A 26,720-nucleotide genomic window follows, 5' to 3' on the forward strand; every position below is an offset into this window, starting at 1 on the left:
AATGTTATTATTTAGTTTATAAGAGGTTTATCTATTTGTAAGCTATAATTCTATATTATGTAAAATATCCCAGAAACATTCTATTTCTATAAGATATTCAGTACTTGGGTCATTAAAATATTATATATGCGATTCTCGTAGATTCATAATCCTGCAATCATTTGTAACTATAATTTGTCATTATGTAAAATTGCCGCTACCAAACGCTCGATTGTTTTGTATAAATAAAATGCTCAGGCATTTTTTTCTACACACAATTATCCATCGCTTGCCAACGCCAAAAAAAAGCTAACCTTTTAGATTCATTTAAAATTCGCGTATTTGAGAAAATGTACGTTAAAAAAAATTTCAGACGATTCTCGTGAGTTTGCCACAAGAGTATAAAATTTAAGAAAAATAAATTTCTATACACTTGTTATATGTAGTGTTTCAATTCAACTTTCTTTGTGTTTGCATTATCTTTTGTCTTGAAACAAAAGAAACAAAAATTCAAGGCTGCATATAACTTTGGAAACAATTAACGGCTCATTCGCTATATTTTAGGAAACATTAGAACTATTAAAACCATTATCAAAAAGCTTTAATATAGAGGTTTTAATAGAATTTAGTAATAATAACCTAAAATATTAACGCTCATTTCACCTATTGTTTTACCAAAATTCTATGAGGCCGTTTTAAAGATTCTATTTAACATAATAACAAATCAATTAATGTTAACCTAAACCACTTTGATTTAAGAAATCTCTATATAATTCACCAATACCAGAAGATCCTGGAACATATCTTTCTTTATTAAAATCTTCTTCTTTTAATTCAATCCTGTCAAAAATTGTCTTAAACTCTTCTTTTGTTATTACATCACCAATTTTATCGAAACTTAAATATGCATCTTTGAAAAATCTCATTAAAGCGACAAAACCTGTTGATCTGTTTAAAATTATATTAGGTTGTAATAATCTCCAAGCATTTGGCCACTTTTGATCGACAACATAAAAATAATTATATAATATTTGAGCAATTTTGATATCTTTTTCATCATTAATAAATATATTTCTTAAGAATAATTTTTGCAATTCTTTTCCATCAATTAAATCAGGTTTTTTAGAAGAATTTTCTTTATTTCTTTTATAAAAATCTCTATCAGATTGTGGGTTTGATGATATATATTTTATTAAGTTTTTGGCAAAAGTATCTTGAGTTATTGTTTCCGATTCTTTACGATTAGCAGAACCGAGAACTTTAATTTTTCTATAGAAAGGACTTCCCTCCTTTTGGCTTAAAGCTCTAGCAATATTATGTGCTGTTTTTTGCGGGCTTCTGCTTTTTGCAAAAGCAAATAAGTCTTGAACTAATGAATTACTTACATTTTTTTGTTCTTTGTTTATTGTAGCAAAAACAATAGCCTGATCTTCAATATCCATATCAATATATATAGAAACAATAACTTGAAATTGATCTCCAGGTTTTTCAAAATGCCTTAATCCTGCAATTCTATGTTGTCCATCAAGTACTTTAGCAACATCGTCTTTGTATTTAATAGACATCGTTTTTGAATCGTTGTCATATTCAACATCTTCAGATGATATCGAAAGAATAATGCTATTTGGAAAGGATGCATCAACAAGATTCACATAAGCACCAATATCTTTCTCTCTCTTGGTGTTTAATTGTCTTTGGATTCCTATATAATCCTCTACTTCTCTATTATCTATACCTAATTCTAACCTTCTAACATCAGCATATGAAATATATTCTAAATCATCGTGATTCATAACTCCAATGTAAACTGTTCCTATAGGTTGTTCAGCTTCAAGGCATTTAAATTCTATTGGTGGTCTATTTATTACTTCCATTATTTTAGTCCTTGCATTATAGTTTCTTGTTCTCCGATTCTTGTTTCTCCTACATTAGGTGTATTTCTATTCGAAATTATTTGTGAATGAAAGAAAATAGGAATAGCAGAAAAAATAGCTATTATTGAAGCCCATTTAATAAACACATTTATTTGAGGTTCTGGATTCGCTGTTAATGAAGCATATAAAATTGAGATAATAACAATTAAAAAAAGTGATATAATGCTAAATACAGAACTTAAATCCGTTGTTTTTAACTTATTATTATGGTATATTAAATATGACGATGATATAAGTGAAACACTATATAAGTAAAATTCACCATTAGAATAAAATCTACTCCAATCAGTCCATTTACCAATAGAAATAGTTAATAATAAACCACCCCAAAAAGGTAGTAAATTAAAAAACATACTAAACGCCGAATTTAACAAAGATACTTTATGAAAATCTTTTAAATGATACCACTTCCTTTTTTTTATGTTATTTTCTTCTTCCATTTTACCTAATACAATTTGTAAATATATATTCTGAGTATTTACCTCTCTTGGCATTAATTCCACCAATAAGGCTAGCTCTTTTTAATTCTAAAATTTTATCACCCTTATTAAAAATCTCTTTTACTTTTATATGAGCTGCATTTGTTAGCACATAATAAGCCTCTTTATTTTTAATTTCATCTATCATTTCTGATAAGAGATATTGATCTTTTTCCGAAAATAATTTCTGATTATATTTAAAAAAACCATTATTATTATGTGTAATAGTATAAGGTGGATCTAAAAAAACTAAATCACCTTTATTAATATTATTAATACTATTAGTAAAATCTCCAGAATTAAAAACAGTACTACTTAATGAATTACTAACTAAACGTAAGTTGTCTGGTTCAAAAAAATCTTTTTTTCTGTACCCAAAAGGTACATTATATTCTCCTTTTAAATTTACTCTATAAATACCATTAAAAGACGTTTGGTTTAAATATATGAACCGAGCGGCCTTTCTTGTGTCTTTCCTGTATTTTTTAGAACGGACATCATAATAATAGTCCTTATTGTTTTTAAACTGTTTTAATTCTTCAATAACACCCTCCACATCATCTTTAACACACTCATAAGTATCTATCAGTTCATTATTCAAATCATTCAAGAAAGCCGTATTACTAGGTTTTAAATAAAAAAAAATGGCACCACCTCCTAAAAATGGTTCGTGATAATTATTAAAACCATTTTTTGGTAAAAGGTTATCAATTTCTTTAATTAACCATTTCTTACCTCCAGCCCATCTAAGAAATGGTTTGGAATTTATATTTTTGTCTTGAAGTAAGATTTTGGATTCTGCCATATATTTAAATAATCTCAAATATAAAAAAAACTCTTACAAATAACAGCCATTTCACACACATTATGCTTCCCTCCTAACGTCGTCGCATAAAAAGTGTTTCATTAACATTGTAAAAAGAGCTTTCTAGAAGAAATTTTTTGAAGAAACTTTGTAAATATTACTTCGCTTTTACCGAAGCAAAGTAACATAATGCGGTACATTATAATTCAAAAAAAGAATTATAATCAGACATTATATAAAATGTCTTTGTAACATTAAAAATGTTAGTTTTATTGTAATCATGCAAAGAAAAATCTATCGTTATAAATTCTTTTCACAATTCATACTTTTTCTTAATTTCATGTTAGTCAATGCTTAAGAGTCTGTATCTAAATAATAAATAGCGTATTTCAACGCTATTTTACATGTTTAAATTATACGATTTTAGTTAATAATACAATCTAAAATCAAGTAGTTTACAGACTTGGTAATGTCTTTTATGTAGCTCTTCTACAACATCTAACATATTCTCATTTTTTTTAAATAAGTTAAAGAATGCTTTATCAAGATTTGAGCTAGTTATTCCATTAAATTCATTACCGTACCCAGAAACACCTTTTGCGCCAGTAACATCCAAAAAATATTGTGCTTCTTCTTCGTTTAAATCTAGAACTTTTGCATTTGAAAAATGTAAAATCTTTCCTTTTAATCTTCCTTCAAAAATTTCTGCAATTTCTTGTAGACTATAGTAATAGTCATTTAAACAAATACTATTTGCTTCACCTTTTATAACCAAGTAGATTATTTCATAGTCTTTAAAATTATGATCATCTAAAACCAATGCATTTAAGCTAGCTTCTAAACCTTCAATGGTGTCGCACGTTTTATAGATACTAGCTACGCCATACTGCATGGTTAATTGTTCTATTTTTTTTTGTGCTTCGGTAATCTTGTCCGTTTCTATATCATGAACCGCTTCTAAACAGTAAATAAAATAATCTGTATCTATAAATTGTTCTTGGGGTAATTGCTGTTTTTTCTTTAACAAATTTCCGGCTTTATGAAAGTATTTAAAACACAAAAATAATATAACTCTTTTATTCTTTCAGCGAATTCATATTAAATACATGGAAATTATAAATAATTTTTAAAGTTTAAATAGCTACATAGTATTTGATTTAATAAAAAAACTTTATTTAACTAGAATATAATTATCCATTCTATACACATTACCACTTCACTCCTATCTTCATTTCAGGTAAAGCGTATTTCACTAGATTTTTTAAGAAGCTTCTGAGAAGAAAAAATAAAAGAAATTATGTTTTAAGGGGTCTTTAAAGAGTTATTTTTTTAAAAGAATACTATAAATTGCAGCATTAATTTACAAAAATAAAAGGCTATCCTATAAATAAGATAACCTTTCCGTACTTTTAAACTTGTTTTTTTGCTAATAAGCTTTTTAATTAAAATTTTCTAACAATTAATACTCCGTTAGAATCAAAACAAGATCCTAAAAAGGTTTCTCCGCCGAAATTTGAATTAAAACTCATTACATAAGGTTGATAGCCTTCTTTTGTAGATGTCCAATAAAAAATGGTTTCATCAAAATTACCTAAACCTTGTGAGTGAACATTATCAAAAATAGCTTTCATAGCACCACTGCTTGGAACAAACCAATCATTATAATTTTTATATTCTAAATCTAAGACGATCTTAAAAACATAATCATTACTTCCAAATTCAAATCCATTGGTTACCGAGCTATTGTCATTAAGGTTTCCATCAACTATCTGTTGTGTGTTTTCTAGCCCAGCTCCAATTAAAGCACTATTAGTTAAATCAAAATGATCTCCCCAAGAAGTAGCACCTATAGCAGTATAATCTGTAGCAACCAATAAAGTTCCATCAGTTTCGTCTACATAAAATATAAAACCGCCACCATATTCAATACCAAATAATGCTTGGGCTCCAAGTAGTTCTTTAATTTCTAAAACAGCAACACCATTTTCTAAGTTTTGTAATACTGAAAGTTCAGGATTAAATACTGTAAGCTCTGTCTCATCTTCTTTAGTGCAATTAAACATTAGCAATGCTACTAAAATAAATAGTACTTTTTTCATAATAAATTGGTTTTTAGAGTTGTATACATATATATAACAAGTTATAATCAAAAACTCCTACCTTTTTATTTTTTTTGATAAGTGCTATAGTTTGAAGAAAATAAAAGCGGGACAAGCCCGCTTTTATTTAATTATCGTTATAGGAGATGCATCGACATCGTATCAAATCAAGACGCCATGTACATTGAAGTGTACAAGTAGCTGCCCCTCCATTAATTGATTGCTGTTCCGATTTATTCAAAACTTTACCTAAATTTGAAATGTTGTTTATCATAATAATTTGATTTAGTGAGTATTAAAAGTATGAAAAATATTTTTAATAAAAGAATCTTAGATTTAGAATTCTTCTATTTAATTAACATCGTTAAAAGAAGTTTTGAAGAAGATTTATTTTGAATAAACTCTGTAGATATTACATTTCTTTTGCAATATTGAGTTTACAATACTCATTATTAGATAGTTATACCTGATTTATATCATTTTATAGTTTCATTCTGTTTAATAATTTTAGAGCCAATCAAAAAAAAGATATGGCACTAAATTTCAATCGATTTGCAGCTGAAGCTAATTCGTTTATGAAAGAATATACGAAAGAGTTAAACTTAGGAGACGATACAGAAAAAGCAGGACGAATATTATCCTCTATTTTACACGGATTGCGCGAAATTATCTCTACAGAAGAGTCATTACAGTTAATTGCTCAATTTCCGATGTTTTTAAAAGCTGTATATGTAAATGGATGGTCGTCTCGTAAAAAACCTAAAGTTAAAAATATGACTGAATTTATTGATCTGGTAAGGGAATTTAATGGAAATACATCTATTCATGATTTTGAATCTGATGAGATTGCTGAAAAATATATTGATATTACGTTCATTTTATTACGCAAATATATTTCATTAGGAGAATTAGAAGATATTAGATCGGAATTACCCAAAGATTTAAAGGGAATAATATATAATAACATTATGTTTTAAAACTAAAAATATGCATCGTTTAAAAAATAAAGTTGTAATCATTACTGGTGGATCTAGTGGTATTGGTAGTGCCACAGCTAAATTGTTTTTAGCCGAAGGAGCAAAAGTAATGCTTGTAGGTAGAACAGAAGCTACGTTAAAAGATACTGTAAAGCATTTAAATAGTAAAGATGTTGCATATACTGTTGCCGATGTTTCGAAAGCAAATGATACTATAAAATATAGAGATGCAACACTAGCTGTTTTTAAAAAAATAGATGTGTTTTTTAACAATGCGGGTATTGAGGGCCTCGTAAAACCCATAACCGAATATCCTGAAGAAGATTTTGATAAAGTAATTTCTATAAACTTAAAAGGAGTTTGGCTAGGTTGTAAATATATAATTCCTAAAATGTCTAATGGTGGTAGCGTAATGATTACTTCTTCGGTTGCTGGTTTAAAAGGGTTTAAAGGCATGGGAGCTTATGTAGCTAGCAAACATGCTGTTATTGGTATTATGCGAACAGCTGCCTTAGAATTTGCTGATCGAAAAATACGAGTCAATTCAATTCATCCTGGACCAGTAAACACTTCAATGATGCGCTCTTTAGAGCAACAAATAGACCCTAATAATCCTGTTGAAGCAAAGAAAGGTTTTGAGTCTAATATTCCTTTTAAAAGGTATGCCGAAGCTGACGAAGTAGCGTTACTAGCTTTATTTTTAGCTTCAGATTCTAGCAACTATATTACAGGTACTAAACAAATAATAGATGGAGGAATGATTATTAATTAATCCTATGATTATCAATAAAAAAAATAATTTATTTATCACTTTGAATTTATTTTATTCTTGTGTAAATAATATTTGAATATACAATTAAGCAGGCCTTCTTATCTTATTAAACGTTTGTATTTATTAAAATATTATGCATAATTACCGCTATAAAACGTGTAATTTCTTTACATATTATAGAAAAAGGAACTTCTCTCATTTATTTCGTTAGCAGGTAGTATATTTGCCTTAATTATTATAATGAGAAACAAAACAATTACCTTTTATTTTTCTATGCCCTTTAAAAAATTAGATTCTAATATAAAAGAGATGCTCGAGCATCTAGAAATAACAATACCCACTCCTTTTCAATGTAAGAGTATTCCGGCAATAAAAAGTGGTGCCAATATCTTTTGTACGGCTCCAAAAAATAGCGGAAAAACAACCACTTTAATACTTACAACGTTACATAAATTAAAATGTGAAGCAGTTGGAAGTACACCAAGAGCTATTATTTTAGTAGAAAATGATGAAAAAGCCTTAGAATTATATAATGCCTTTTTAACATATACAAAACCTACATCTTTACGCCTTTATACTGCAGGTGAAAAATTTCATATAGATTTGTTAAAGTCAGAAATTTTTGAAGGTATAGACATTCTTATTTCTACCCCTAAAACAATGAATAAATTACTTTTATTAGAAGGTATAAATACCATGCAAGTAAAGCTATTTTGTATAGATGATGCAGATTTTTTAGTTAAAAGTAATGCTTCTGCTGATGTAATTTCTATTACCCAAAGTATTCATAAATGTCAGTTTGTTTTATACTCAGAAAAAATGCATCCAGTTTTAAAACGTTTGGAGTCCTATTTTATGGAATATGCTAAAATAGTTGCTATTTAAGCATCTTATACGAAGACATAATGATACCTAAACTACATTATATATCTGAAGGAAATTCTCCGAAAGAGGTTTTAGAAAACATTTAAAAAGCATGTACATCTGGTGCAGAATTAGTGCAATTACGTTTAAAAATATTTCAGAAAAAGAACTTTTGAAGTTAGCTGCTTTTATTATTCAATTCTTTCATAATCTCCGCAAATAATTCATAAGATCGTATCCTATCTTTGATATCATAAATATTAGTAACAGCAATAAGTTCATCAGCCTTAGTTTGTTCTATAAACTCTTTTACCTGAGCCTTAACAGTGGCCTTGCTACCTATAAAAGAATACTTTAGCATTTGGTGCACATGAGGGTGATTTAGAATTTCTTTAAACTCGTCGTCCATGGTTGTTGGCGGTTGTACATAATCTCGTTTACCAGTAAATATACCGACAATCATACGAATTAGAGAAGTAAACAAACGTTCGGCTTCTTGGTCTGTATCGGCAACAATAATATTTACTCCAGCCATTACATACGGTTTTTTTAAGTTTGTTGATGGTTGAAACTCTTTACGGTATATTTCCAACGCCTCCCCTAAATGAGTTGTCGCAAAATGGCTAGCAAATGCATAAGGCAACCCTTTTTTTGCAGCCAAGTGGGCACTATCTGTACTAGAACCCAAAATATAGATGGGTACTTCTACTCCTTCTGCTACTGTAGCACGTATTTTAGCATTTGCATTGTCTGTAGAAAAGTATTTTTCTATCTTTTCTAATTCATTAGGAAAAGAATGTGCGGCTTGCATAAAATCAGAACGAATGGCTTGTGCGGTTTCTCTGTCTGTTCCAGGAGCTCTACCCAAGCCTAAATCAATTCGGTTAGGATATAAAGAGGCTAAAGTACCAAATTGTTCCGCAATAATTAATGGCGAGTGATTGGGTAGCATAATACCACCAGAACCGATGCGAAGCGTGTTTGTACCTTCGGCAACATAGCCAATTAATACCGAGGTGGCACTACTCCCAATATTAGGCGCATTATGGTGTTCTGCTAACCAATATCGGGTGTAACCAAATGCTTCTGCTTGTTGTGCCAATTCTAAAGCATTATTAAAAGTTTGTTTCAGTGTATGACCTTCAGAAACTAAAGCAAGGTCTAAGATAGAATAAGATGTATGTTGAGTTTTCATAAATGAATATAGTCAAAGGTAAAATTTGTGTCTAAAAAAAGAAGAGAATTAGTAAGCTTATAAGCTCTTTTTCTCTTGGTTTTTGATAAAGATACTATTTAATAGTAGTGGTTAATGGTCTTTTTTATTGAAGCAGATTGGTTTTTATAATTGTAACTCAACAGGTTTATGAATCCATCGTTTATTGTACTCACTTTTATATGTATGTTTCCAACGTTTATGACTCCAGAGGTAATTTTCTGGATGAGCTTTAATTGTTTTTTCAAGTTTTTTAGTGAATTTAGTTGTTATTATTCCAGTAGTATACTGTTCTGAAAAATCAAAAATAGGTGTTAAAACAAATTTATAATGACCTCTTTTTTCTCGGATTATTTCTGCGAAAAGAGTTGGTGTTTTATGAGAAGCTGTATATAATTCTGTACCACTAATAAAAGCCGTTGGTTGTGATAAAAAGGATGTCCAGAAACTTCTTTTAGGCACATTTGGACTTTGATCAGCGACCAATATTAAAACATGTTGCTTTTCTGAAAATACTTCCATTTCCCTTTTCATAATCTTGGAAGAAATCATTTTTGAACCAAAACGACTTCTTATTTTTAACATTAAATTATTAAATCTAGTACTACTTAAAGGTTTGTATGTTACTACAATATTTGTTTTTTTAAATGCCGATGCAATATGTGCATTTGCCCATTCCCAATTAAATTGATGTCCTAAGTATATATGACAATTTTGATTGTTTGCAAGTATTTTCTCTAGTTCAGAATAATCTGCTGTTATATGAGAGTGTAATTTTTTTTCTGATATAGATAATAATTTTAAGGTTTCAATGAAATTATCACAAAAATTCTTGTAGAATTTTTTTTCAATAATGGCTCTTTCTTTCTCGGCAAGAGAATGAAACGATTTGGTAATGTTTTGGTGCACAACTTTACGACGGTATTTAAAAATGTAATACAATAAGTAGGCACATCCATCAGAAAAGAGATATAAAACTCTTAACGGAATTAGTGAAATTGGGTATAATAGAAAGGTAATCATTCTTTTGTTTTTTTGAAGTCGTCCATTTTAAACGGACTAAAAAAAAATATTTCTCATTTTTAGTTTTTTAAATTTATATGATGTTACAAAATTATGCAACATCATATAAATAGTATTTATAGGATCTAATATAGATGTAGTATTCATTTTAATACTACATCAGTTTTATTACTCCCATCCACCTCCTAAAGCGCGGTACAATTCAACATTAGAAGATAATCGCTCTTTTTTTATAGAAGCTAATTCTAACTCAGCTTGTAAAAGATTTCCTTGAGCTATAATAACTTCCAGATATGTTGCCATACCATTTTTAAAAAGCATATTCACATTTATAATTGCTTTTTGAAGTGTTGTTACTCGATGCTTTGCAATCTCAAATTGTGCTTCTTGTTTTTCTATTTTAGTCAATGCGTTTGAAACTTCTCCTACAGCAACTAAAACAGTTTGTTTAAATTGCAATATGGCTTGCTCTCTTTCTACTTTAGTAATTTTATATTGTGTTTTTAATTTTTTACTGTTTAATAACGGTGCTGTAAGTCCTCCTGCGATGGAACCAAATAAAGAAGCTGGAATATTAAACCAGTTGTTTATTTCAAATGAATTTATACCTGTTCTAGCAGTAATATTTAAAGAAGGATACAAACTTGCTTTGGTTACCCCTACTCTTGCATTAGCCATTCTTACAGCCATTTCTGCACTTTTTACATCTGGTCGTTTACTCAATAGCTGTGATGGAATTCCAGCAGAGAGATTCTCTTTTACAATTATAGTTTCCAGTTTGCTTTCTCTTTCTTTAGCCTCTGGAAAAGTACCAGTTAAAACACTTAATGCATTTTCTTGAACTTGTATATTCTGCTCTAATTGAGGAATAAGTTGGGCTGCAACTAATTGTTGTGCTTCTGTTTGTTGTTTTGCAAATAAATTTACTTGTCCTGCTTCGTATTGAAGATTTACAATAAAGAGAGTACTATCATTCAAAATAAGAGTCTTTTTTGCAATTTCTAATTGTGCATCTAGCATTAATAAATCGTAAAAACCTTTCGAAACATTAGCAACTACTGCTGTTTGTAATGCTTTTTTTGCTTCTGTAGTTTGCATATAACCAGCTAATGCACTTTTTTTCTTGTTTTTTATCTTTCCCCAAATATCTGCTTCCCACGACAAACTTATACCTGCAGAATAATCTTCTAAATGTTTTCTGCCAAGAAATTGACTTGTACTTATTCCATTTAAACTATTATCTGATAATCTATTAGAGGAAGCTGTTGCAAAAGCATTGAGTTCCGGAACATTCCCCCATTTAGTTTGTTTAAATTGTAAATTGGCAATAGCCATATTTTTATCAGCAATTTGTAAATCATTGTTTTTTACTAATGCACCCTCAATTAATTTTACTAAATCCGATTCTGCAAAAAAATCTTTCCATTTAATATCAGCGGTATTAGTCGTACCTATTGAAGTGGAATTTCTAAAATTTTCAGGAACTCCAATTTTTGGAGTTTCCTGAGAAAATGATGTGAAGGCTGTAAAAATAGATACTAATACAACACTCCTTTTTATATTTTTTATCATGAGATAATTTTTAAATATTTCTATGAATACAGATTATTGTTTTGAATGCTTTTCGTTGTTTATAACCGCCAAAGGTTTCCCTGTAACTTTTTCTTGTAAATATTGAAATACAATAAATAATACTGGAATAATAAATATTCCTAAAAGAACGCCAGATACCATTCCGCCAGCTGCACCAATACTTATCGAATGATTTCCTAATGCTGATGGACCTGTAGCACGCATCATTGGAATAAGTCCTACAACGAAAGCAAACGAGGTCATAATAATTGGTCGTAAACGCAGTTTAGCAGCTTCTAATGAGGATGCTAAAAGTGATTTACCTGCTCGCCTTCTTTGAATCGCATATTCAACAATAAGAATGGCATTTTTGGCTAATAATCCGATAAGCATGATTAAGGCTACTTGAACATAAATATTGTTTTCTATTCCTGTTAAGCCAATGGCAAGGAATACTCCAAAAATTCCCGTTGGAATTGATAATATTACCGCTGCAGGAAGAATATAACTTTCGTACTGTGCTGCTAGTAAAAAGAATACAAACAACAGGCTTAATCCAAAGATGATAGCAGATTGCCCTGACGACGTGATTTCTTCTTTAGTAAGTCCAGAAAATTCAATACTATATCCTTTAGGTAGTTTAGTGTCAGCTACTTCTTGTACTGCTTTTATGGCAGCACCTGTGCTAAATCCTGGAGCTGCAATGGCGTTTACTCCTATAGAATTAAATAGGTTATATCTAGAAGCTGTTTCAGGCCCATTAACGGATTTTAGTTTTACCAAAGTAGAAACCGGAACCATCTCCCCTTGTCTATTCTTAACATAAATACTTCTTAAAGACTCAGGATTATTTCTCGCTTCTACATCTGCTTGAACCACCACTCTGTAATACTTACCAAATCGGTTAAAATCAGAGGCTTGCGCACTACCAAAGTAAGCTTGTATGGTTTGTAATATATCTCTAACATTTACACCTAGTTGCTCTGCTTTTACATCATCTACTTCCATTTCAAGTTGGGGGTAATCTGCTTTAAAACTTGTAAAAGCAAACGCAATTTCTGGACGTGTCATTAATTCGCCAATAAATGTATTGCTGACACCACTAAACTTGCTAATACTTTGTCCTGTTTTATCTTTTAAAACAATATCCAGAGCATCTACATTACTGAAACCAGGAACTGTTGGAAAAGTAAACACAAAGAAATTAGCACCTTTTATACCACTTAATTTTTGTCTAACATCCCCCATAATATCATTAATATCGGTAATATCTCCACGTTCTTTTGCAGGTTTTAGTAAAATGAAAATTACGCCTGCAGAAGGGCTACTAGATTGCGTAAGTAAGTTAAATCCAGAAAGAATGTTTAATGTTTTTTTAGATTGCATCTCACCCAACGTGTTTTCTACATCTAGCATTACCGTTTTGGTTCTTTCTAAAGATGTTCCCGCTGGCATAGACATAGAAATGGCGATAAAACCTTGATCTTCTGATGGGATAAAACCAGTCGATGTAGTTTTAACCATTTGAAAAGTAGCGAGAATTACAATTGCTAATCCACCAAGACTGAGCCATTTAAACTTAATTAAAAAACGAAGACTATTTACATATTTATTAGTCAGTTTATCAAACCCACGGTTAAAACCAATAAAGAATTTTTCTCTAAAATTCTTAGGAGTTCCCTCATTTCCATGGGTATCATGATCAATATCTTTTAAAAATAAAGCGGCTAAAGCAGGACTAAGTGTTAAAGCATTTACAGCAGAAATTACAATGGCAATGGCTAAGGTAAAAGCAAATTGTCTGTAAAATACACCTGTTGAACCTTCCATAAAACCTACAGGAAGAAATACAGCCGACATAACTAAGGTAATCGAAATAATAGCACCTGTAATTTCACTCATCGCAGACGTTGTAGCAGCCTTTGCAGGTAGTTTTTTGCTATGCATTTTCTCATGAACTGCTTCAACGACAACGATAGCATCATCTACAACAATACCGATAGCAAGCACCAAAGCAAATAACGTTAATAGATTGACAGAGAAACCAAATATCTGCATAAAAAAGAAAGTACCCAAAATAGAAACAGGAACAGCAATTGCAGGAATTAACGTAGCTCTAAAATCTTGAAGAAATAAAAATACCACTATAAAAACCAAAATAAAGGCTTCTATTAAAGTTGATTTTACTTGCGCTATTGATAGATCTAATGAGTCTTTGGTATTGTAAAGAATTAAGTGTTTTACATCTTTAGGGAAATCTTTAGATGCTTTTTCCATCATTGCTTTAATTGCAATTTGAACATCACTTGAGTTTGATCCGGGCAATTGATAGATAGCAATATTTAATCCAGATTTTCCATCAATACGCGTATTACTTCCGTAAGTATATGATCCTAATTCAACTCGTGCTACTTCTTTTAATCGCAATACAGATCCATCTGCATTCGATCGAATTATAATATTTTCATATTCCGTTGGTTTGTTTAATTTCCCTTTATATTTAATTACATACTCAAAAGCTTCATTACTGCTTTCTCCAAATCTTCCTGGTGCAGCTTCAAGATTTTTGTCTTGAATAGCAGCCATAACTTCTTGTGGAGTTAGATTATAACTAGCCATTTTTGATGGATTTAACCATACACGCATTGAGTAATCTTTACTCCCTCCAAAAATTACTGCTTGCCCTACTCCAGGAATCCTTTTTAAGTCTGGAATAATGTTTATTTGCGAATAATTTGCTAAAAAGGTTTGGTCGTATTGTGCTTCATTTTCCGTGTATAAATCAACCACCATTAAAAGGCTATTTTGCTTTTTAGTAGTTGATATACCTGCTTGAACCACTTCTGGAGGCAATTGACTGGTAGCTTGAGAAACTCTGTTTTGTACATTCACTGCCGCTTGATCTGGATTTGTACCCAATTCAAAATTCACAGTAATTACTAATGAACCATCGTTACTGGCAGTAGAACTCATATAACTCATGTTTTCTACACCGTTAATGGCTTCTTCTAAAGAAGGTGCAACTGAACGCAAAACTGTTTCTGCATTGGCTCCTGGATAAAGGGCCACAACTTGTACTGCTGGCGGTGCAATATCTGGAAATTGTTGTAAGGGGAGTGTTTTTAATCCTATCACTCCAAGGATAACTATAAGAATAGCTATAACTGTTGACAGTACTGGCCTGTCAATAAATTTTTGTAACATTTTTTGTATTGGTTAAATAGTTGAATTAGATTTTAGCGACTTCTTTTTTTGAATTTTCTGGGGTAATTGTAGCCCCATCAGGCAAACTTTCAAAGCCTTTTAAGACAATTCGATCACCTTTTTTTATTCCTTCTTTTATTAAGTAATTGGTACCACTTTTTCCTGATATAAGTATTGGTTGCCTAGCAACACTATTCTTTTCGTTTACAGTATACACGTAAAGTTTATCTTGAATTTCTACTGTAGCAGCTTGAGGAATTACAATTGCATTTTCATGTTGAATGCTGATTTTTACTTTACCAGTATTCCCAGAACGCAACAAGCCATTTGGATTAGGAAATTTTGCTCTTAAAATAATTGAGCCAGTAGTTTTATCAAATTGTCCATCAACCATATCAATTTCTCCTGTTTGTGGATAGATTGAATTATCAGAAAGAACTAAAGCTACCGGTGGTATATTTTTTAGCTTATCATTGATGGTTTTTCCTTTATATAGGCTTTTAAAATTAATAAAATCATTTTCTCCTAATGAGAAATAGGCATACACCTCCTTGGTATTAGATAATTTTGTTAATGCCTCTGGGTCAGTTGCACTTATAAGACTTCCTTGTTTTCTTGGTATTCTTGCAATATAACCGCTAACGGGTGCTTTTATTAAAGTGTACCCTAAATTAATTTGAGCGTTGCCGACAACGGCTTGTGTTTGAGCTACGGTTGCTTTAGCAATTTCTAAATTTGCTTTCGCTGTTTTTAATTGAAAATCAGAAACAACTTTGTTCAACACAAGTGGAGTCAATTTTTCAACCTCAATTTGAGCATTGATGACAGTAGCTTTTGCAGCGTTTAAATTTGCCTTTGCACTATTAAGTTGTTGGCGATAAGAATTATCATTAATTTTAAATAGTGTTTGACCTTGAGAAACATAAGCTCCTTCATCGACATATATTTTATCTAAAGTTCCATTAACTTGAGACCTTATTTCAACATCTGTCTTGCCCTGTATAGCTACAGGAAATTCTGTTTCAGTTGCTGCCGATTCATAGGCAATGTTTAAAACGGGTAATGTTACGGGTGAATTTGTGGGCGTGCCCTCATTTTTATTGCTACATCCACTTAAAAATAGAGCTATTATGCTTAGAGAAATAATTGTTTTCATTTTGAATTTTATTTATTATAATTGATTTTTGTTGTTTATTCTGAAATGATTGTTCCAGAATTATACGTGTTTTTAGTAATTTTAAGTTAATAATTAATTATTTAATTCTGGAACAATCATTCCAGATATTGTTCTGATTTTTAATGAAATAGTATGTGTTTCAAATTTTATTTACTGAAACAAACGTTCCAGAATTTTGGCAAAAAAAACTAGCGTGTAATGTGTTTAATTAAATATTCCGACATCTTTTTAATCTTTATTGGGTCACGATGTAGAATGTATGCTTGTTTCCACCCTGTAAAAGTGGTTAAAATATATTCTGCCATTAATGAAGCATCTTCAGTAGTGTCTAATTCACCATCATCTATTGCTTTTTGAATGACTTCAGTTAAAAACTCAATATAAATTTCATTATTTTTACTTAGAACTTTTCTCACTTCTGCATCTTCTGGAGCAATTTCAAAAATAGTTTTTACGCCTAAGCATCCTTTTTCACAATCTACGACCCAAGCTGCCTTATCATAAATAATTTTTTTAAGAGCTTGTAAAGAAGATTTTTCTTTGGCTACTTTCTCTCTCGATTCTTGAATTGCATTTTCAGCATAACTGGTAACACATTTTATAAATAAACAGTGCTTACCTCCAATGGTGTTATACAAACTACTTCTGTTAATTTGCATGGCATCAACCAAATCCTGCATTGAAGTAGCATGATAACCTTTCTCCCAAAAGACATTCATAGCTTTCTCAATGCTTTCCATTTCGTTAAATTCAATATTACGTGCCATAAGAAATTAAAAACGCAATGCAAATATATAAACATTCTGGAACACTTGTTTCAAAATATTTATATTTTTTTTAATTTTTATTTACATAATGATTTATATAATAACAATAGATAATATGCTTCCCTTCTAACATCATCAAAAAATAGTATTTTAATAACAAAAAAGAGTTTTGATAAAGAAATTTATGAGAAAATATCATCTTATATGATGAGCTAAATTATTCATTAAAAAAGAATCACAGATTTTTATATTAGCTTCTATATTATATAAAGTTACATATGATTAAAATTTTTAAAGAGCCTTCAGAGTTTAAAAAACTATCTTCGCGCGCATTATGTGGATGTATTTAGGACTTTTAGCGGCTTTATTTTTAGGATTACACAATTTATGTAAAAAACACGCTGTACAAGGAAATGAAGTGTTTCCAGTACTTTTGGGTACTATATCAGCAGGTTTTTTATTGCTTCTCCCCTTTTATATTGGTTCTGTATTTTATCCGGAATACATGACTTCTATTCAGTTTTATATTGATGATATTCCATGGAAAACACATGGTTTTATTGTGGTAAAATCTGCTATTATGGCTTCTTCTTGGGTATTGGCATATCAAGCATTAAAACATTTGCCTATTACAATTGTTACCCCAATAAGGTCTGCAGGTCCATTTTTTACCTTCATTGGAGCAATCACCATTTACCAAGAAAAACCAAATTTATGGCAATGGCTTGGTTTTTTTTTAATTATTTTTTCAGTTTTACTGTATTCTCGAATAGGAAAAAAAGAAGGTATTCATTTTACTCGAAACAAATGGATATTTGCGATTATTGGGGCTACTTTTTTAGGTGCTTCTAGTGGCTTATACGATAAATTTTTAATTCAGAAACTCTCGTTAAACCCACAAACCTTACAATTTTGGTTTTGTTTTTATACCATTCTTATTTTACTGATAATTTTAAGTATTAATTGGTTTCCCTATGCTAAAAAAAGGAAGGCATTTACTTGGAGATGGTCAATTCCTTTAGTGGGAATTTTATTGCAAATTGCCGATTATTTCTATTTTAAAGCATTACAGGATCCTGAGGCTTTAATTATGCTTCTTTCTGCTATAAAACGTAGTCAAATAATTATAGCCGTAGTTATTGGTGGCATCATTTTTAAAGAACAGAACAAACGTAAAAAATTGGTTCCTTTAGCAGGAATTATGTGTGGTGTGTTCTTAATTTTATATTCGTAAAAAAAACTAAACATCCTTCTCAAAATTATAAATAAAATTCTTTTAGCACCGCAACAACTTACATAGTAAATTATGTTGGCTGTTACCTAAAATAGGTGGTGTTTTTTGCTATTTAGCATAATTACAGATATAAATTTATATCCGTAATTATGCTAAAACCAAAAAGGTGATTGCTCACACACAAAAATTTTATTGGGGATTTACGTATACGCTGTATGCTTGTTAAATAGAAACCGGACAGTAATTGTTGATGTTTCTTTTTAGGGATCTTATGCAAAAATTTACTTTATGTTTCATTTACAATTTGTCCTTAACGATTTCTTAAATAACTTTAGTACTTATAGTTGTTTAAAATTTTTTGTGCTTTGGCATTTCTATTTTTAATAGAAATTTAGCTAATTATAGTAAATGTTTCTTTTTAGGGATTTTAATCAAAATTTACTTTATGTTTCATTTACTGATGTAAAATTATAAATTTAAGGGGTTCTTTTTAATAACTTTCGATGAAAAGCGAATTACTAACGATTAATTGTAGGTTTTTGTTCCACAAAACTTCATAAATTTATATTCTTAGAGCTTTAAAATCATTTGTATATTACACCTTTCATAAGGTGTTGAGAATCCAGAAACTTTTTGAAACCCTAATTTTTGATATAATTTTATAGCAGGTACTAAAACTGTATTACTTTCTAAATAAATTTCTTTCGCTCCTTCTAATCTTGCTTTATCAATAGCAGCATTAGCTAGTAACAATCCTATACCTAATCCTTGAGCTGAAGGAGAGACTGCCATTTTAGCCAATTCAAAATCACTTATAATGGTATTATTTTTAAGTAAAGCACAAGCTCCTACAGGCTCATTGTTATATAGTGCTATAAAAATATGACCTCCATTGTCTAAAATATATTCTTTAGGATTATCTAAAGCCATACTATCTGCTACTTCTATTTTAAAATATGTACGAATCCATTCTTCATTTAATTCTTTAAAAGCTTTATGATATTTAGCGTCATAAGCAACAATTGTAACTTTTTCTCTTTCTCGTTTACTTTTTTCTTCTTTTACTCTTCTAAATAATGATTTTTGCTCTAAAAGGAACTCAAATTCTTCTATGGCTTTCCAAAGATTATGTTGTGTTTGATCTAATGCTAATTCTATAGCGTGATTAACATCTTTATATTGATCTTCGATTTTATGAGCTATTAACATTCCTTTTTTTGTTAACTCTATAAGATTCCTTCTTCCATCTTTTTTATCTTTCTTTTCCTTCGTTATTCCTGCTTTACACATTTCACTAACAATTTTACTTACAGATGGATGGGAGTGTCCTATTTCTTCTGCTATAGCGGTGATTGATTTTTCTTGATTTTGAGACAATGAATAAAATACAGGAAACCATTTGGGTTTTAGTTCAACATCATATAAATCATAGATGTTTTTTGCATCCTCTGTAACTCGTTCACTTAACATTCTTAACCTGCTTCCTAAAGCGAGCTTACCTATTTTAGTGTAAAACATAAATACAATATTAATTACGTAACTGATTACACAAATATATAAAAAGAATATATTTGAACAAATAAAATCTTAGTAAGAAATAATTTATACAAAAAACACCCTTTATAATTTAAGAAGGGTGTTTTAAAATATTATTTAAGGTTTAAAAGATATAATAAATTAAATTAATAATCTCCAAATTTGTGCCACTAAAAAAGTTACCACAAATCCCATAATAACAGGTAATATTGAGGCTACAGTTGTCCATTTAAGACTTTTAGTTTCCTTATAAATGGTATATATTGTAGTACTACAAGGATTATGTAACAGGCTAAATAACATTAAATTAACTGCCGTTAACAAAGTCCAACCTCCTGCTTTTAAAACGTCTCCTGTTGCACTTACTGAATCTAATTCAAACATTACTCCTGCTCCTGCTCCCCCATCAATTCCAGTAACTAATACAGTTAACATTAAAATGGTTGGTATAACAATTTCATTGGCAGGTATAGCAACTATATACGCCACTAAAATTACACCATTAAGCCCTAAAAGAAAACCAAAACCATCTAATGAATGAATTAACCAAGCAGCTATGCTTTGATCTCCTAAATATACGTTAGAGATTAACCATATAACTGCACCTGCAGGTGCTGCAAATACAATCGCTCTCCATAAAACAATAATGGTTCTATCTATTAACGAGGTATAAATTGTTTTCCAAAATCTTGGTGGTCGATATGGAGGCAATTCCAAATTAAAAGTAGATACTTCTCCTTTTAATACAGTTTTTGACAATGCCCAAGAAACTAAAAACATAAAAAAGATACCTAAAATAGCAATTCCGATAACTGCACCTAAAGATGCTATACCTGAAAAAGCCGTAGGTACAACTGCCCCTATAAAAATGGTCGCAATTAATATTTGTGTTGGCCAACGTCCGTTACAAAGAGAAAAATTATTAGTAATAATAGCTATAAGACGTTCTCTTGGACTATCGATTATACGAGTTGCTACAACACCTGCGGCATTACAACCAAACCCCATACTCATGGTTAAAGCTTGTTTACCATGTGCCCCAGATAATTTAAATAAATGATCTAAATTAAAAGCGACCCTTGGTAGGTAACCAAAATCTTCCAACAACGTAAACAAAGGAAAGAAAATGGCCATGGGAGGTAACATTACCGCTATTACCCAAGCCACAGCTAAATAGACTCCATCAATTAAAAAACCATCTAGCCACCAAGGCATTCCTATTGTGGAAGCTAATCCTTTTAAAGCGGGATGAAGGGTGTCTAACAACAATCCTGCTAACATAGAAGAAGGATAATTAGCTCCAATAATGGTTAACCATAAAACCAATGCTAAAATCAAAAACATTAATGGAAATCCCCAAGTCTTACTAGTAATAATTTTATCTATTCTGGCATCTATTCTTAGCTTGTTTATTTGATCCTTTTTATGAACAGCATCCTTTACTATTTCAGCTGCATCGGCATAAATTCCCTCTGCTAAATTATCATGAAATTCATCTCCAATTTGCCAACGAAGATCATTAGAAAGTGAAATAATATGCTCTATATTTTTATTTTTCATCTTTTTATAGTTAAACAAATTCTCCCGTTCTTAACAATTCAATAATATGTGCATCTCCTTCTAGCAATCTAAAAGCGATCCATCTGCTATTTGGAATCTCTGGATATTCTTTTTTAATTTCTTCGCTTAATTTTTGAACTGCGTTCTCAATATTTTTTGGAATATTTTTAATGCGATGTGGTTTACAAACAATCGTTCCTTTAGCTACTTCACTAATGGTTTGTATTAGTTCAGGAATTCCTCTGTTATACCTAGCACTTGTAGGCACAACAGGAATTCCTAAATCACGTGCTAAACTACGTGTATCGATTTCTATATGATTACGCTCAGCTTCGTCCATCAAATTTAAACATAAAACCGCTCTATCGGTAATTTCTAAAATTTGCAATACTAAATTTAGATTTCTTTCCAATCTACTTGCATCTACAACAATAACTGTTACTGTAGGTTTTCCGAAAAGAATAAAATTTCTTGCGACTTCTTCGTCTTCTGAGGTAGAAAGTAAAGAATAGGTTCCTGGAAGATCGACTAATTTATATTTCTCCTTATTATATTCAAAAGCACCTTCGGCTCTAGTTACCGTTTTACCTGGCCAATTCCCAGTATGTTGACGTAAACCTGTTAACGCATTAAAAACGGTACTCTTTCCTGTATTTGGATTACCAGCTAATGCTATAACATGGTCAAATTCGGAAGTATTAACTCCTAACTTCTTTAATCCTTCAGCATTAAACTGCGGACATGTTTCACACGCACTTTTAGGTTTAACTTCCATGAGTTATACTTTTTTTATTAAAATTTTTGATGCTTGATTGGTTCGCAAAGCAATGCTTGTTCCTTTTATTAAAAAGGCTTTAGGGTCGCCTAGCGGATTTAACAAATCTATACTCACATCCGCTCCTTTTACAAAGCCTAAATCTAACAACCTTCTTCGACTGTCTCCTCTAATTTCTTTAGAAATACCTATAATTTTTGCTGTTTCTCCTGCTTTTAAAATAGATAATCGAGCTAAGTTTTCTTCTACTACAACATCTTTTTCTAATATAGAAACTGTAATATTACCTGCTATTATAGGTGCTAAGACAAAAGATTCTCCTTCTGAATGAAATACAATTCTAGAGGCATTTTTTTCAACCACACGAATTAAAGATCCAATATGAATGTTTTCAGCAAGTATTTGTTTATAAACAATGTCTGGTTTGTCTTTTATATGTATAATTCTACCAATGGTATCAACATTTAATTCTGAAAGTACATTTCCTTTAATTTTTGCAATTTTACCCGTATTTGTTGGTATAGGGTCTCCATGAGGGTCAAATTGTGGATTTCCAAGTTTAGATGCTAAAAGATCTGTCTCATCCTTAGTCAATTCATGTTCTTTTCTTTCTGCTCTTTCATGCCATTCTACTTCATCAAAACCTGTTTTTTCTGCTAAAAATTTTTCCCACAATCTATGTGCTCTAACAATACGTAATGCATAATCACTTCCAGATTGAGTTAATTTTACCATATCACTTTCTATAGTAACAAGTTCGTGAGTAGCCATTTTATTTATAGACTCAAGAATTAGATCATCACTATTTTTTAAAGTTCTTACGATATCATTAATGTTTAGATGCTTGTCTGCGTTTTCGTTATGATATAACAGTTTTAAAATATCTTCAACAACTATCTTCCCATTTGACTTAGAATTTGCTTTAATGAGCCAAAACCAGCCTTTATTAGGTCTAAACAAAAGATATAGAAATACTGATATAGTAAAAAATATGAGTAATGCAGTTATAGGGTTATATGTATTCATCAGTTTTTTATATATAAATTCTTGGCTACACTTTCTGAAATAATTAACTCTGTTGAATTATTATCAATTTTAAATGAGTTATCAAAAGGCTCTATTTCAAGCACTTTTATTTTATCTCCAATAGCGATGTTCTTTTTATTTAAATATCTTAGAAAATCATCAGAAGAATCCTTTACTCCTACAAAAACACCTTCTTCTTTAATTTTTAAATCAGCAAGTATAACACTGTTTACTTTAATGATTTTACCATTCACATTCGGAATTGGGTCCCCATGTGGATCTAATGTCGGATATTCTAAAAAAGCGTCTAATCTATTGGTTAACTTTTCTGACTTTATATGTTCTAATTGTTCTGCTATATCATGTACTTCATCCCAAGGAAAATTAAGCTTTTCAACTAAAAAAGTTTCCCAAAGACGATGTTTTCTTATGATTAATATTGCTTTCGTTTTCCCTTTTTCTGAAAGTCGAGTTCCTTTATACTTCTTATAAATAACTAGCTTTTTATTAGATAGTTTTTGAAGCATATCTGTAACAGAAGATGCTTTAGTTTGCATTTTTTCTGCTATAGAATTGGTACTAACTTCTTTCTGAACCAGTTCTTCTAATGAATAAATTTCTTTTAGATAGTTTTCTTCTGTTTGAGATAGCATCATTATTATTTTTTACAAATTTACAAAATATTTTTAGACTTATCTAAAAACATTAATATAACAATCTTTAAATCAGATTAGATTTGTTTATACTTTTTATATATTTTAGTAATAGCTTAGAAATATATTGATGAACGAAACAATAATTGAAATAATTAAAGGAATGCTGGCTCCCGGTATTATGATTTCTGCATGTGGTCTTTTATTATTGGGAATGAATAACAAATATTCATTAGTTGCTAATCGTATAAGGACATTAAACAATGAGATCAGGGAATTAGATAAAAATAATAATGAGAGAAAGGATAGTATTTTAGTACAATTACGTTTACTTATTGAAAGAATTAGAATTATTAGAAACGCAGTATGGTTTTATACCGTTGGTATTGCTATGTTTATTTTTTCAACTTTTTTTTTAGGAATTTATTTTATTAACGGAAAAGCATTTTTACCTTCTGTAATGGCCTTAATCATATTTATTATTGGACTTTTTTCGGTATTCTGCGGTGTTTTTTATGCTGCAAAAGAAGTACGATTGGGCTATAAAATCCTTCAGATTGAGACAAAGAATATTAATTAATTTTTTAACCGAACTCACCACTCACATACTGTTTAGCTAGCTCATGTTTAGGGTGTTTAAAAAAGTGTTTAGTATCGCTAAACTCTATTAAATCTCCTAAATACAACATCGCAATTTTATCTGAAATGCGTTGTGCCTGCTGCATATTATGTGTAACGATAATAATAGTGTACTCTTTTTTGAGTTTAACGATCAGTTTTTCAATGTTTTGAGTTGCAATAGGATCTAATGCAGATGTTGGTTCATCCATTAAAATGACTTCCGGTGAAATAGCAATACAACGAGCAATGCATAATCGTTGTTGTTGCCCACCAGAAAGGGATAAGGCAGATTCTGATAATTTATCTTTTACTTCATCCCATAAAAAAGCATCTTCTAAACTTTTTTTTATTTTCTTTCTTATCTTTTTTTTGTCCTTAAGCCCATTGATTTTAAGTCCGAATTCAATATTGTGGGCAATGGACTTTGGAAAAGGGTTTGGTTTTTGAAACACCATCCCAATGCGCTGTCTTATATTATTAACATCTTGTTTTTTATCATATATATTTTCTCCATCTAAAATAATAGAGCCTTTAATTGTTGCATTATCATTATGATCGTGCATACGATTGATGCATCTCAATAATGTGGATTTACCACAACCAGAAGGACCAATTAACGCGACTATAGAATTCGGTTTTACTTCAAAACTAATGTCATTTAACACTTGCTTTGACCCAAATTTGAGCGAAATATTCTGGATTTTTAATTTAGACATATACCCTATTTAAAATTGTTTTCTGTATTTAGCACGAATTATGAAAGCTACCAAGTTTAATACAAACACTAAAATTAATAATACCAATGCAGTACCATAAGCCAATGGACGAACTCCTTCTATATTGTGATGTTGCGTTGAAAGAATAAACAAATGATATGGTAAAGCCATAAATTCATCAAATAGTGATGTTGGTAAAAACCGCTGGTAAAAGAACACACCTGTAAATAAAATGGGAGCTGTTTCTCCTGTTGCTCTGGATAGTGCTAAGATGATTCCTGTAATAATTCCAGACATTGAAGCAGGTACTATAATTTTAAAAATAGTTTCCCATTTTGTAGCTCCTAAAGCCAAAGCACCTTCTTTAATGTTTTCCGGAACCGTTTTTAGTGCTTCTTCTGTTGCCGTTATAATATAAGGTAATGATAAAAGTCCTAGCGTTAACCCAGATGCCAACAATGATGTACCCATTCTAAAGGCTTGAACAAATAAGGCTACCCCAAACAACCCATAGACTATTGATGGTACACCTGCTAAATTACGAATAGATGAACGTATGATACGTGTAAACCAAGTGTTTTTGGCATATTCGTTTAAATAAATTGCTGTTGAAATACCTAATGGAATCGAAAAGATCGCCGTGATTAATGTAACAAACGTTGTGCCTACTATAGCCGGAAAAATACCACCTTCAGTCATTCCTTTTCTGGGATAATCGAAGATGAAATCAAAACTCAAAACCGAAATCCCTTTAGAGAAAATATCTATTAGAATAACACCTAAAGTACTTACACTTAAAATTGTACAAAACAACACAAATAGAAAACCTAAGCTATAATATACTTTTTTAGTTGTTTTCATTTTACTTTAAATCGTTGCGTGATGATATCGGCTAATACATTAATTACCAATGTGATTAAAAAGAGGATAACTCCTAAAGCAAATAAACTGTAATAATGTATTGTATTATATGGTACTTCACCCATTTCAATGGCTATAGTAGCTGTTAAGGGTTGCACCGAACTGAATATACCTTTAGGCATCGCTAAAGCATTTCCTGTAGCCATTAAAACAGCCATTGTCTCACCTATAACTCGCCCCATTCCTAACATAATAGCCGCTATGATTCCAGAGGATCCTGAAGGAATAATTACTTTTACCAACGTTTCCCATCTATTTGCTCCTAAAGCTAAAGAAGCTTCTTTATAGGTCTTAGGTACTGCATACATTGCATCTTCAGAAATGGAAATAATTGTTGGCAAAGCCATTACAGCCAGAAGTATGGCTCCATTTAAAGCATTCAATCCGTTTGAGGAGCCAAACAATTTTGCCAGAAAAGGTCCAACGAGAACAATACCTAAAAAACCGATAGTAACTGATGGAATAGCAGCAAGCATTTCAATAGCTGGTTTTAAAATAGAAGCCACTTTAGTTGAAGCAAACTCTACAAGATATGCAGCTGCTCCTACTCCAATTGGTACAGCAATAAGCATTGCTAAAAAGGTAACTAAAATGGAACTTGCGACCATTGATAAAATACCATATTCAGGTTTATCATAGGCACTTGGTGACCAACTTGAAGAGGTGAAGAACTCTGTTAAGCTAACTTCTTTAAATGCCCAAATACCATTGAACACCAACATAAAAAAAATTCCAAACAAGATAATAACGGCTAAAAATCCTGAAATACGAAATAGAATTATAAAAATACTATCAACACGATTTCTGTTCATT

22 protein-coding genes and 2 pseudogenes are annotated in these 26,720 nt (G+C 30.6%); 6 read left to right on the forward strand and 18 right to left on the reverse strand.

Annotated elements, in window-relative coordinates; translation table 11 throughout:
- Positions 1–713: 713 nt before the first annotated feature.
- The 5 genes from C7447_RS06675 to C7447_RS06695 all read right to left on the reverse strand — a co-directional run bounded on the left by C7447_RS06675 (position 714) and on the right by C7447_RS06695 (position 5,296).
- Positions 714–1,853 (reverse strand): DGQHR domain-containing protein, encoded by a 1,140-nt coding sequence (locus tag C7447_RS06675; RefSeq protein WP_148869741.1) that lies wholly within the window; start codon positions 1,851–1,853, stop codon positions 714–716.
- A complete protein-coding gene (locus tag C7447_RS06680; protein ID WP_170245938.1) occupies positions 1,853–2,353 on the reverse strand; it encodes a hypothetical protein in 501 nt (166 codons plus the stop codon). The genes C7447_RS06675 and C7447_RS06680 overlap by 1 nt, the downstream gene beginning before the upstream one ends.
- 1 nt (position 2,354) lies before the next feature.
- Positions 2,355–3,197, reverse strand: a complete 843-nt coding sequence (locus C7447_RS06685; protein ID WP_148869743.1) for a DNA adenine methylase — start codon at positions 3,195–3,197, stop codon at positions 2,355–2,357.
- Positions 3,198–3,624: 427 nt separating this feature from the next.
- The gene (locus tag C7447_RS06690) at positions 3,625–4,224 is read right to left on the reverse strand and encodes a DUF6642 family protein (protein WP_148869744.1); all 600 of its coding nucleotides are present in this window, start codon (positions 4,222–4,224) and stop codon (positions 3,625–3,627) included.
- Between the two features lie 415 nt (positions 4,225–4,639).
- Positions 4,640–5,296 (reverse strand): hypothetical protein, encoded by a 657-nt coding sequence (locus C7447_RS06695; RefSeq protein ID WP_148869745.1) that lies wholly within the window; start codon positions 5,294–5,296, stop codon positions 4,640–4,642.
- Positions 5,297–5,826: 530 nt separating this feature from the next.
- On the opposite strand from C7447_RS06695, the gene C7447_RS06700 reads away from it, so the two are divergent.
- From C7447_RS06700 to C7447_RS14955, 4 genes and pseudogenes are all read left to right on the forward strand, one after another.
- Positions 5,827–6,273, forward strand: a complete 447-nt coding sequence (locus tag C7447_RS06700; RefSeq protein WP_148869746.1) for a DUF2267 domain-containing protein — start codon at positions 5,827–5,829, stop codon at positions 6,271–6,273.
- Between the two features lie 10 nt (positions 6,274–6,283).
- Positions 6,284–7,045: an SDR family NAD(P)-dependent oxidoreductase gene (locus C7447_RS06705; protein ID WP_148869747.1), complete on the forward strand. Its 762-nt coding sequence runs from the start codon at positions 6,284–6,286 to the stop codon at positions 7,043–7,045.
- A 240-nt stretch (positions 7,046–7,285) separates the two neighbouring features.
- Positions 7,286–7,930: a DEAD/DEAH box helicase gene (locus C7447_RS06710; RefSeq protein ID WP_246143033.1), complete on the forward strand. Its 645-nt coding sequence runs from the start codon at positions 7,286–7,288 to the stop codon at positions 7,928–7,930.
- A gap of 20 nt (positions 7,931–7,950) precedes the next feature.
- Positions 7,951–8,093 (forward strand): annotated as a pseudogene (locus C7447_RS14955) (thiamine phosphate synthase); the annotation flags it as partial.
- Here the strand turns inward: C7447_RS14955 and C7447_RS06720 are convergent.
- The 6 genes from C7447_RS06720 to C7447_RS06745 all read right to left on the reverse strand — a co-directional run bounded on the left by C7447_RS06720 (position 8,088) and on the right by C7447_RS06745 (position 16,865).
- A complete protein-coding gene (locus C7447_RS06720; protein WP_148869748.1) occupies positions 8,088–9,104 on the reverse strand; it encodes an LLM class flavin-dependent oxidoreductase in 1,017 nt (338 codons plus the stop codon). The pseudogene C7447_RS14955 and the gene C7447_RS06720 sit on opposite strands and share 6 nt — an antisense overlap.
- A gap of 144 nt (positions 9,105–9,248) precedes the next feature.
- The gene (locus C7447_RS06725; RefSeq protein ID WP_148869749.1) at positions 9,249–10,145 is read right to left on the reverse strand and encodes a lysophospholipid acyltransferase family protein; all 897 of its coding nucleotides are present in this window, start codon (positions 10,143–10,145) and stop codon (positions 9,249–9,251) included.
- Positions 10,146–10,313: 168 nt separating this feature from the next.
- Entirely contained in the window at positions 10,314–11,717 is a 1,404-nt protein-coding gene (locus C7447_RS06730; RefSeq protein WP_148869750.1) for a TolC family protein, read from the reverse strand.
- 33 nt (positions 11,718–11,750) lie between these two features.
- Complete coding sequence (locus C7447_RS06735; protein WP_148869751.1) at positions 11,751–14,921, reverse strand: efflux RND transporter permease subunit; 3,171 nt, start codon at positions 14,919–14,921, stop codon at positions 11,751–11,753.
- Between the two features lie 25 nt (positions 14,922–14,946).
- Complete coding sequence (locus C7447_RS06740; protein ID WP_148869752.1) at positions 14,947–16,077, reverse strand: efflux RND transporter periplasmic adaptor subunit; 1,131 nt, start codon at positions 16,075–16,077, stop codon at positions 14,947–14,949.
- Between the two features lie 209 nt (positions 16,078–16,286).
- Positions 16,287–16,865 (reverse strand): TetR/AcrR family transcriptional regulator, encoded by a 579-nt coding sequence (locus C7447_RS06745; RefSeq protein WP_148869753.1) that lies wholly within the window; start codon positions 16,863–16,865, stop codon positions 16,287–16,289.
- 334 nt (positions 16,866–17,199) lie between these two features.
- On the opposite strand from C7447_RS06745, the gene C7447_RS06750 reads away from it, so the two are divergent.
- Complete coding sequence (locus tag C7447_RS06750) at positions 17,200–18,099, forward strand: EamA family transporter (protein ID WP_148869754.1); 900 nt, start codon at positions 17,200–17,202, stop codon at positions 18,097–18,099.
- Between the two features lie 570 nt (positions 18,100–18,669).
- Here C7447_RS06750 and C7447_RS06755 read toward each other — a convergent pair.
- The 4 genes and pseudogenes from C7447_RS06755 to C7447_RS06770 form a co-directional block, all read right to left on the reverse strand.
- Positions 18,670–19,617 carry a bifunctional helix-turn-helix transcriptional regulator/GNAT family N-acetyltransferase gene (locus C7447_RS06755; RefSeq protein WP_148869755.1) on the reverse strand — a complete coding sequence of 316 codons (948 nt, stop codon included), beginning with the start codon at positions 19,615–19,617 and terminating at the stop codon, positions 18,670–18,672.
- A gap of 159 nt (positions 19,618–19,776) precedes the next feature.
- Positions 19,777–21,970 (reverse strand): annotated as a pseudogene (gene feoB / locus C7447_RS06760) (ferrous iron transport protein B).
- A 3-nt stretch (positions 21,971–21,973) separates the two neighbouring features.
- Positions 21,974–22,996: a metal-dependent transcriptional regulator gene (locus tag C7447_RS06765; protein WP_148869756.1), complete on the reverse strand. Its 1,023-nt coding sequence runs from the start codon at positions 22,994–22,996 to the stop codon at positions 21,974–21,976.
- Positions 22,996–23,649, reverse strand: coding sequence for a metal-dependent transcriptional regulator (locus C7447_RS06770; protein WP_148870167.1), 654 nt, complete (start codon positions 23,647–23,649; stop codon positions 22,996–22,998). The genes C7447_RS06765 and C7447_RS06770 overlap by 1 nt, the downstream gene beginning before the upstream one ends.
- Positions 23,650–23,779: 130 nt before the next feature.
- Here C7447_RS06770 and C7447_RS06775 point away from each other — a divergent pair, with 130 nt between their 5' ends.
- The gene (locus C7447_RS06775) at positions 23,780–24,229 is read left to right on the forward strand and encodes a DUF2721 domain-containing protein (protein WP_211354904.1); all 450 of its coding nucleotides are present in this window, start codon (positions 23,780–23,782) and stop codon (positions 24,227–24,229) included.
- A gap of 4 nt (positions 24,230–24,233) precedes the next feature.
- Here C7447_RS06775 and pstB read toward each other — a convergent pair whose 3' ends face one another.
- From pstB to pstC, 3 genes are read right to left on the reverse strand one after another with little or no spacing between them, the layout of a single operon-like run.
- Positions 24,234–24,986 (reverse strand): phosphate ABC transporter ATP-binding protein PstB, encoded by a 753-nt coding sequence (pstB, locus tag C7447_RS06780; RefSeq protein ID WP_148869757.1) that lies wholly within the window; start codon positions 24,984–24,986, stop codon positions 24,234–24,236.
- Positions 24,987–24,995: 9 nt separating this feature from the next.
- Positions 24,996–25,847, reverse strand: coding sequence for a phosphate ABC transporter permease PstA (gene pstA / locus C7447_RS06785; protein WP_148869758.1), 852 nt, complete (start codon positions 25,845–25,847; stop codon positions 24,996–24,998).
- The gene (gene pstC / locus C7447_RS06790; protein WP_148869759.1) at positions 25,844–26,719 is read right to left on the reverse strand and encodes a phosphate ABC transporter permease subunit PstC; all 876 of its coding nucleotides are present in this window, start codon (positions 26,717–26,719) and stop codon (positions 25,844–25,846) included. The genes pstA and pstC overlap by 4 nt, the downstream gene beginning before the upstream one ends.
- Position 26,720: the final 1 nt, after the last annotated feature.

Source organism: Tenacibaculum adriaticum, from assembly GCF_008124875.1.
GTDB classification, from domain to species: Bacteria; Bacteroidota; Bacteroidia; order Flavobacteriales; family Flavobacteriaceae; genus Polaribacter; species Polaribacter adriaticus.

Coding starts and splice junctions, on each gene's coding strand:
- C7447_RS06730 (WP_148869750.1), bottom strand. CDS start 11,717: ATGATAAAAAATATAAAAAGGAGTGTTGTATTAGTATCTATTTTTACA.
- C7447_RS06765 (WP_148869756.1), bottom strand. CDS start 22,996: ATGAATACATATAACCCTATAACTGCATTACTCATATTTTTTACTATA.
- C7447_RS06770 (WP_148870167.1), bottom strand. CDS start 23,649: ATGCTATCTCAAACAGAAGAAAACTATCTAAAAGAAATTTATTCATTA.
- pstB (WP_148869757.1), bottom strand. CDS start 24,986: ATGTCTAAATTAAAAATCCAGAATATTTCGCTCAAATTTGGGTCAAAG.
- C7447_RS06710 (WP_246143033.1), top strand. CDS start 7,286: ATGAGAAACAAAACAATTACCTTTTATTTTTCTATGCCCTTTAAAAAA.
- C7447_RS06695 (WP_148869745.1), bottom strand. CDS start 5,296: ATGAAAAAAGTACTATTTATTTTAGTAGCATTGCTAATGTTTAATTGC.
- pstC (WP_148869759.1), bottom strand. CDS start 26,719: ATGAACAGAAATCGTGTTGATAGTATTTTTATAATTCTATTTCGTATT.
- C7447_RS06775 (WP_211354904.1), top strand. CDS start 23,780: ATGAACGAAACAATAATTGAAATAATTAAAGGAATGCTGGCTCCCGGT.
- C7447_RS06720 (WP_148869748.1), bottom strand. CDS start 9,104: ATGAAAACTCAACATACATCTTATTCTATCTTAGACCTTGCTTTAGTT.
- C7447_RS06685 (WP_148869743.1), bottom strand. CDS start 3,197: ATGGCAGAATCCAAAATCTTACTTCAAGACAAAAATATAAATTCCAAA.
- C7447_RS06680 (WP_170245938.1), bottom strand. CDS start 2,353: ATGGAAGAAGAAAATAACATAAAAAAAAGGAAGTGGTATCATTTAAAA.
- C7447_RS06705 (WP_148869747.1), top strand. CDS start 6,284: ATGCATCGTTTAAAAAATAAAGTTGTAATCATTACTGGTGGATCTAGT.
- C7447_RS06735 (WP_148869751.1), bottom strand. CDS start 14,921: ATGTTACAAAAATTTATTGACAGGCCAGTACTGTCAACAGTTATAGCT.
- C7447_RS06675 (WP_148869741.1), bottom strand. CDS start 1,853: ATGGAAGTAATAAATAGACCACCAATAGAATTTAAATGCCTTGAAGCT.
- C7447_RS06745 (WP_148869753.1), bottom strand. CDS start 16,865: ATGGCACGTAATATTGAATTTAACGAAATGGAAAGCATTGAGAAAGCT.
- pstA (WP_148869758.1), bottom strand. CDS start 25,847: ATGAAAACAACTAAAAAAGTATATTATAGCTTAGGTTTTCTATTTGTG.
- C7447_RS06725 (WP_148869749.1), bottom strand. CDS start 10,145: ATGATTACCTTTCTATTATACCCAATTTCACTAATTCCGTTAAGAGTT.
- C7447_RS06755 (WP_148869755.1), bottom strand. CDS start 19,617: ATGTTTTACACTAAAATAGGTAAGCTCGCTTTAGGAAGCAGGTTAAGA.
- C7447_RS06750 (WP_148869754.1), top strand. CDS start 17,200: ATGTGGATGTATTTAGGACTTTTAGCGGCTTTATTTTTAGGATTACAC.
- C7447_RS06700 (WP_148869746.1), top strand. CDS start 5,827: ATGGCACTAAATTTCAATCGATTTGCAGCTGAAGCTAATTCGTTTATG.
- C7447_RS06740 (WP_148869752.1), bottom strand. CDS start 16,077: ATGAAAACAATTATTTCTCTAAGCATAATAGCTCTATTTTTAAGTGGA.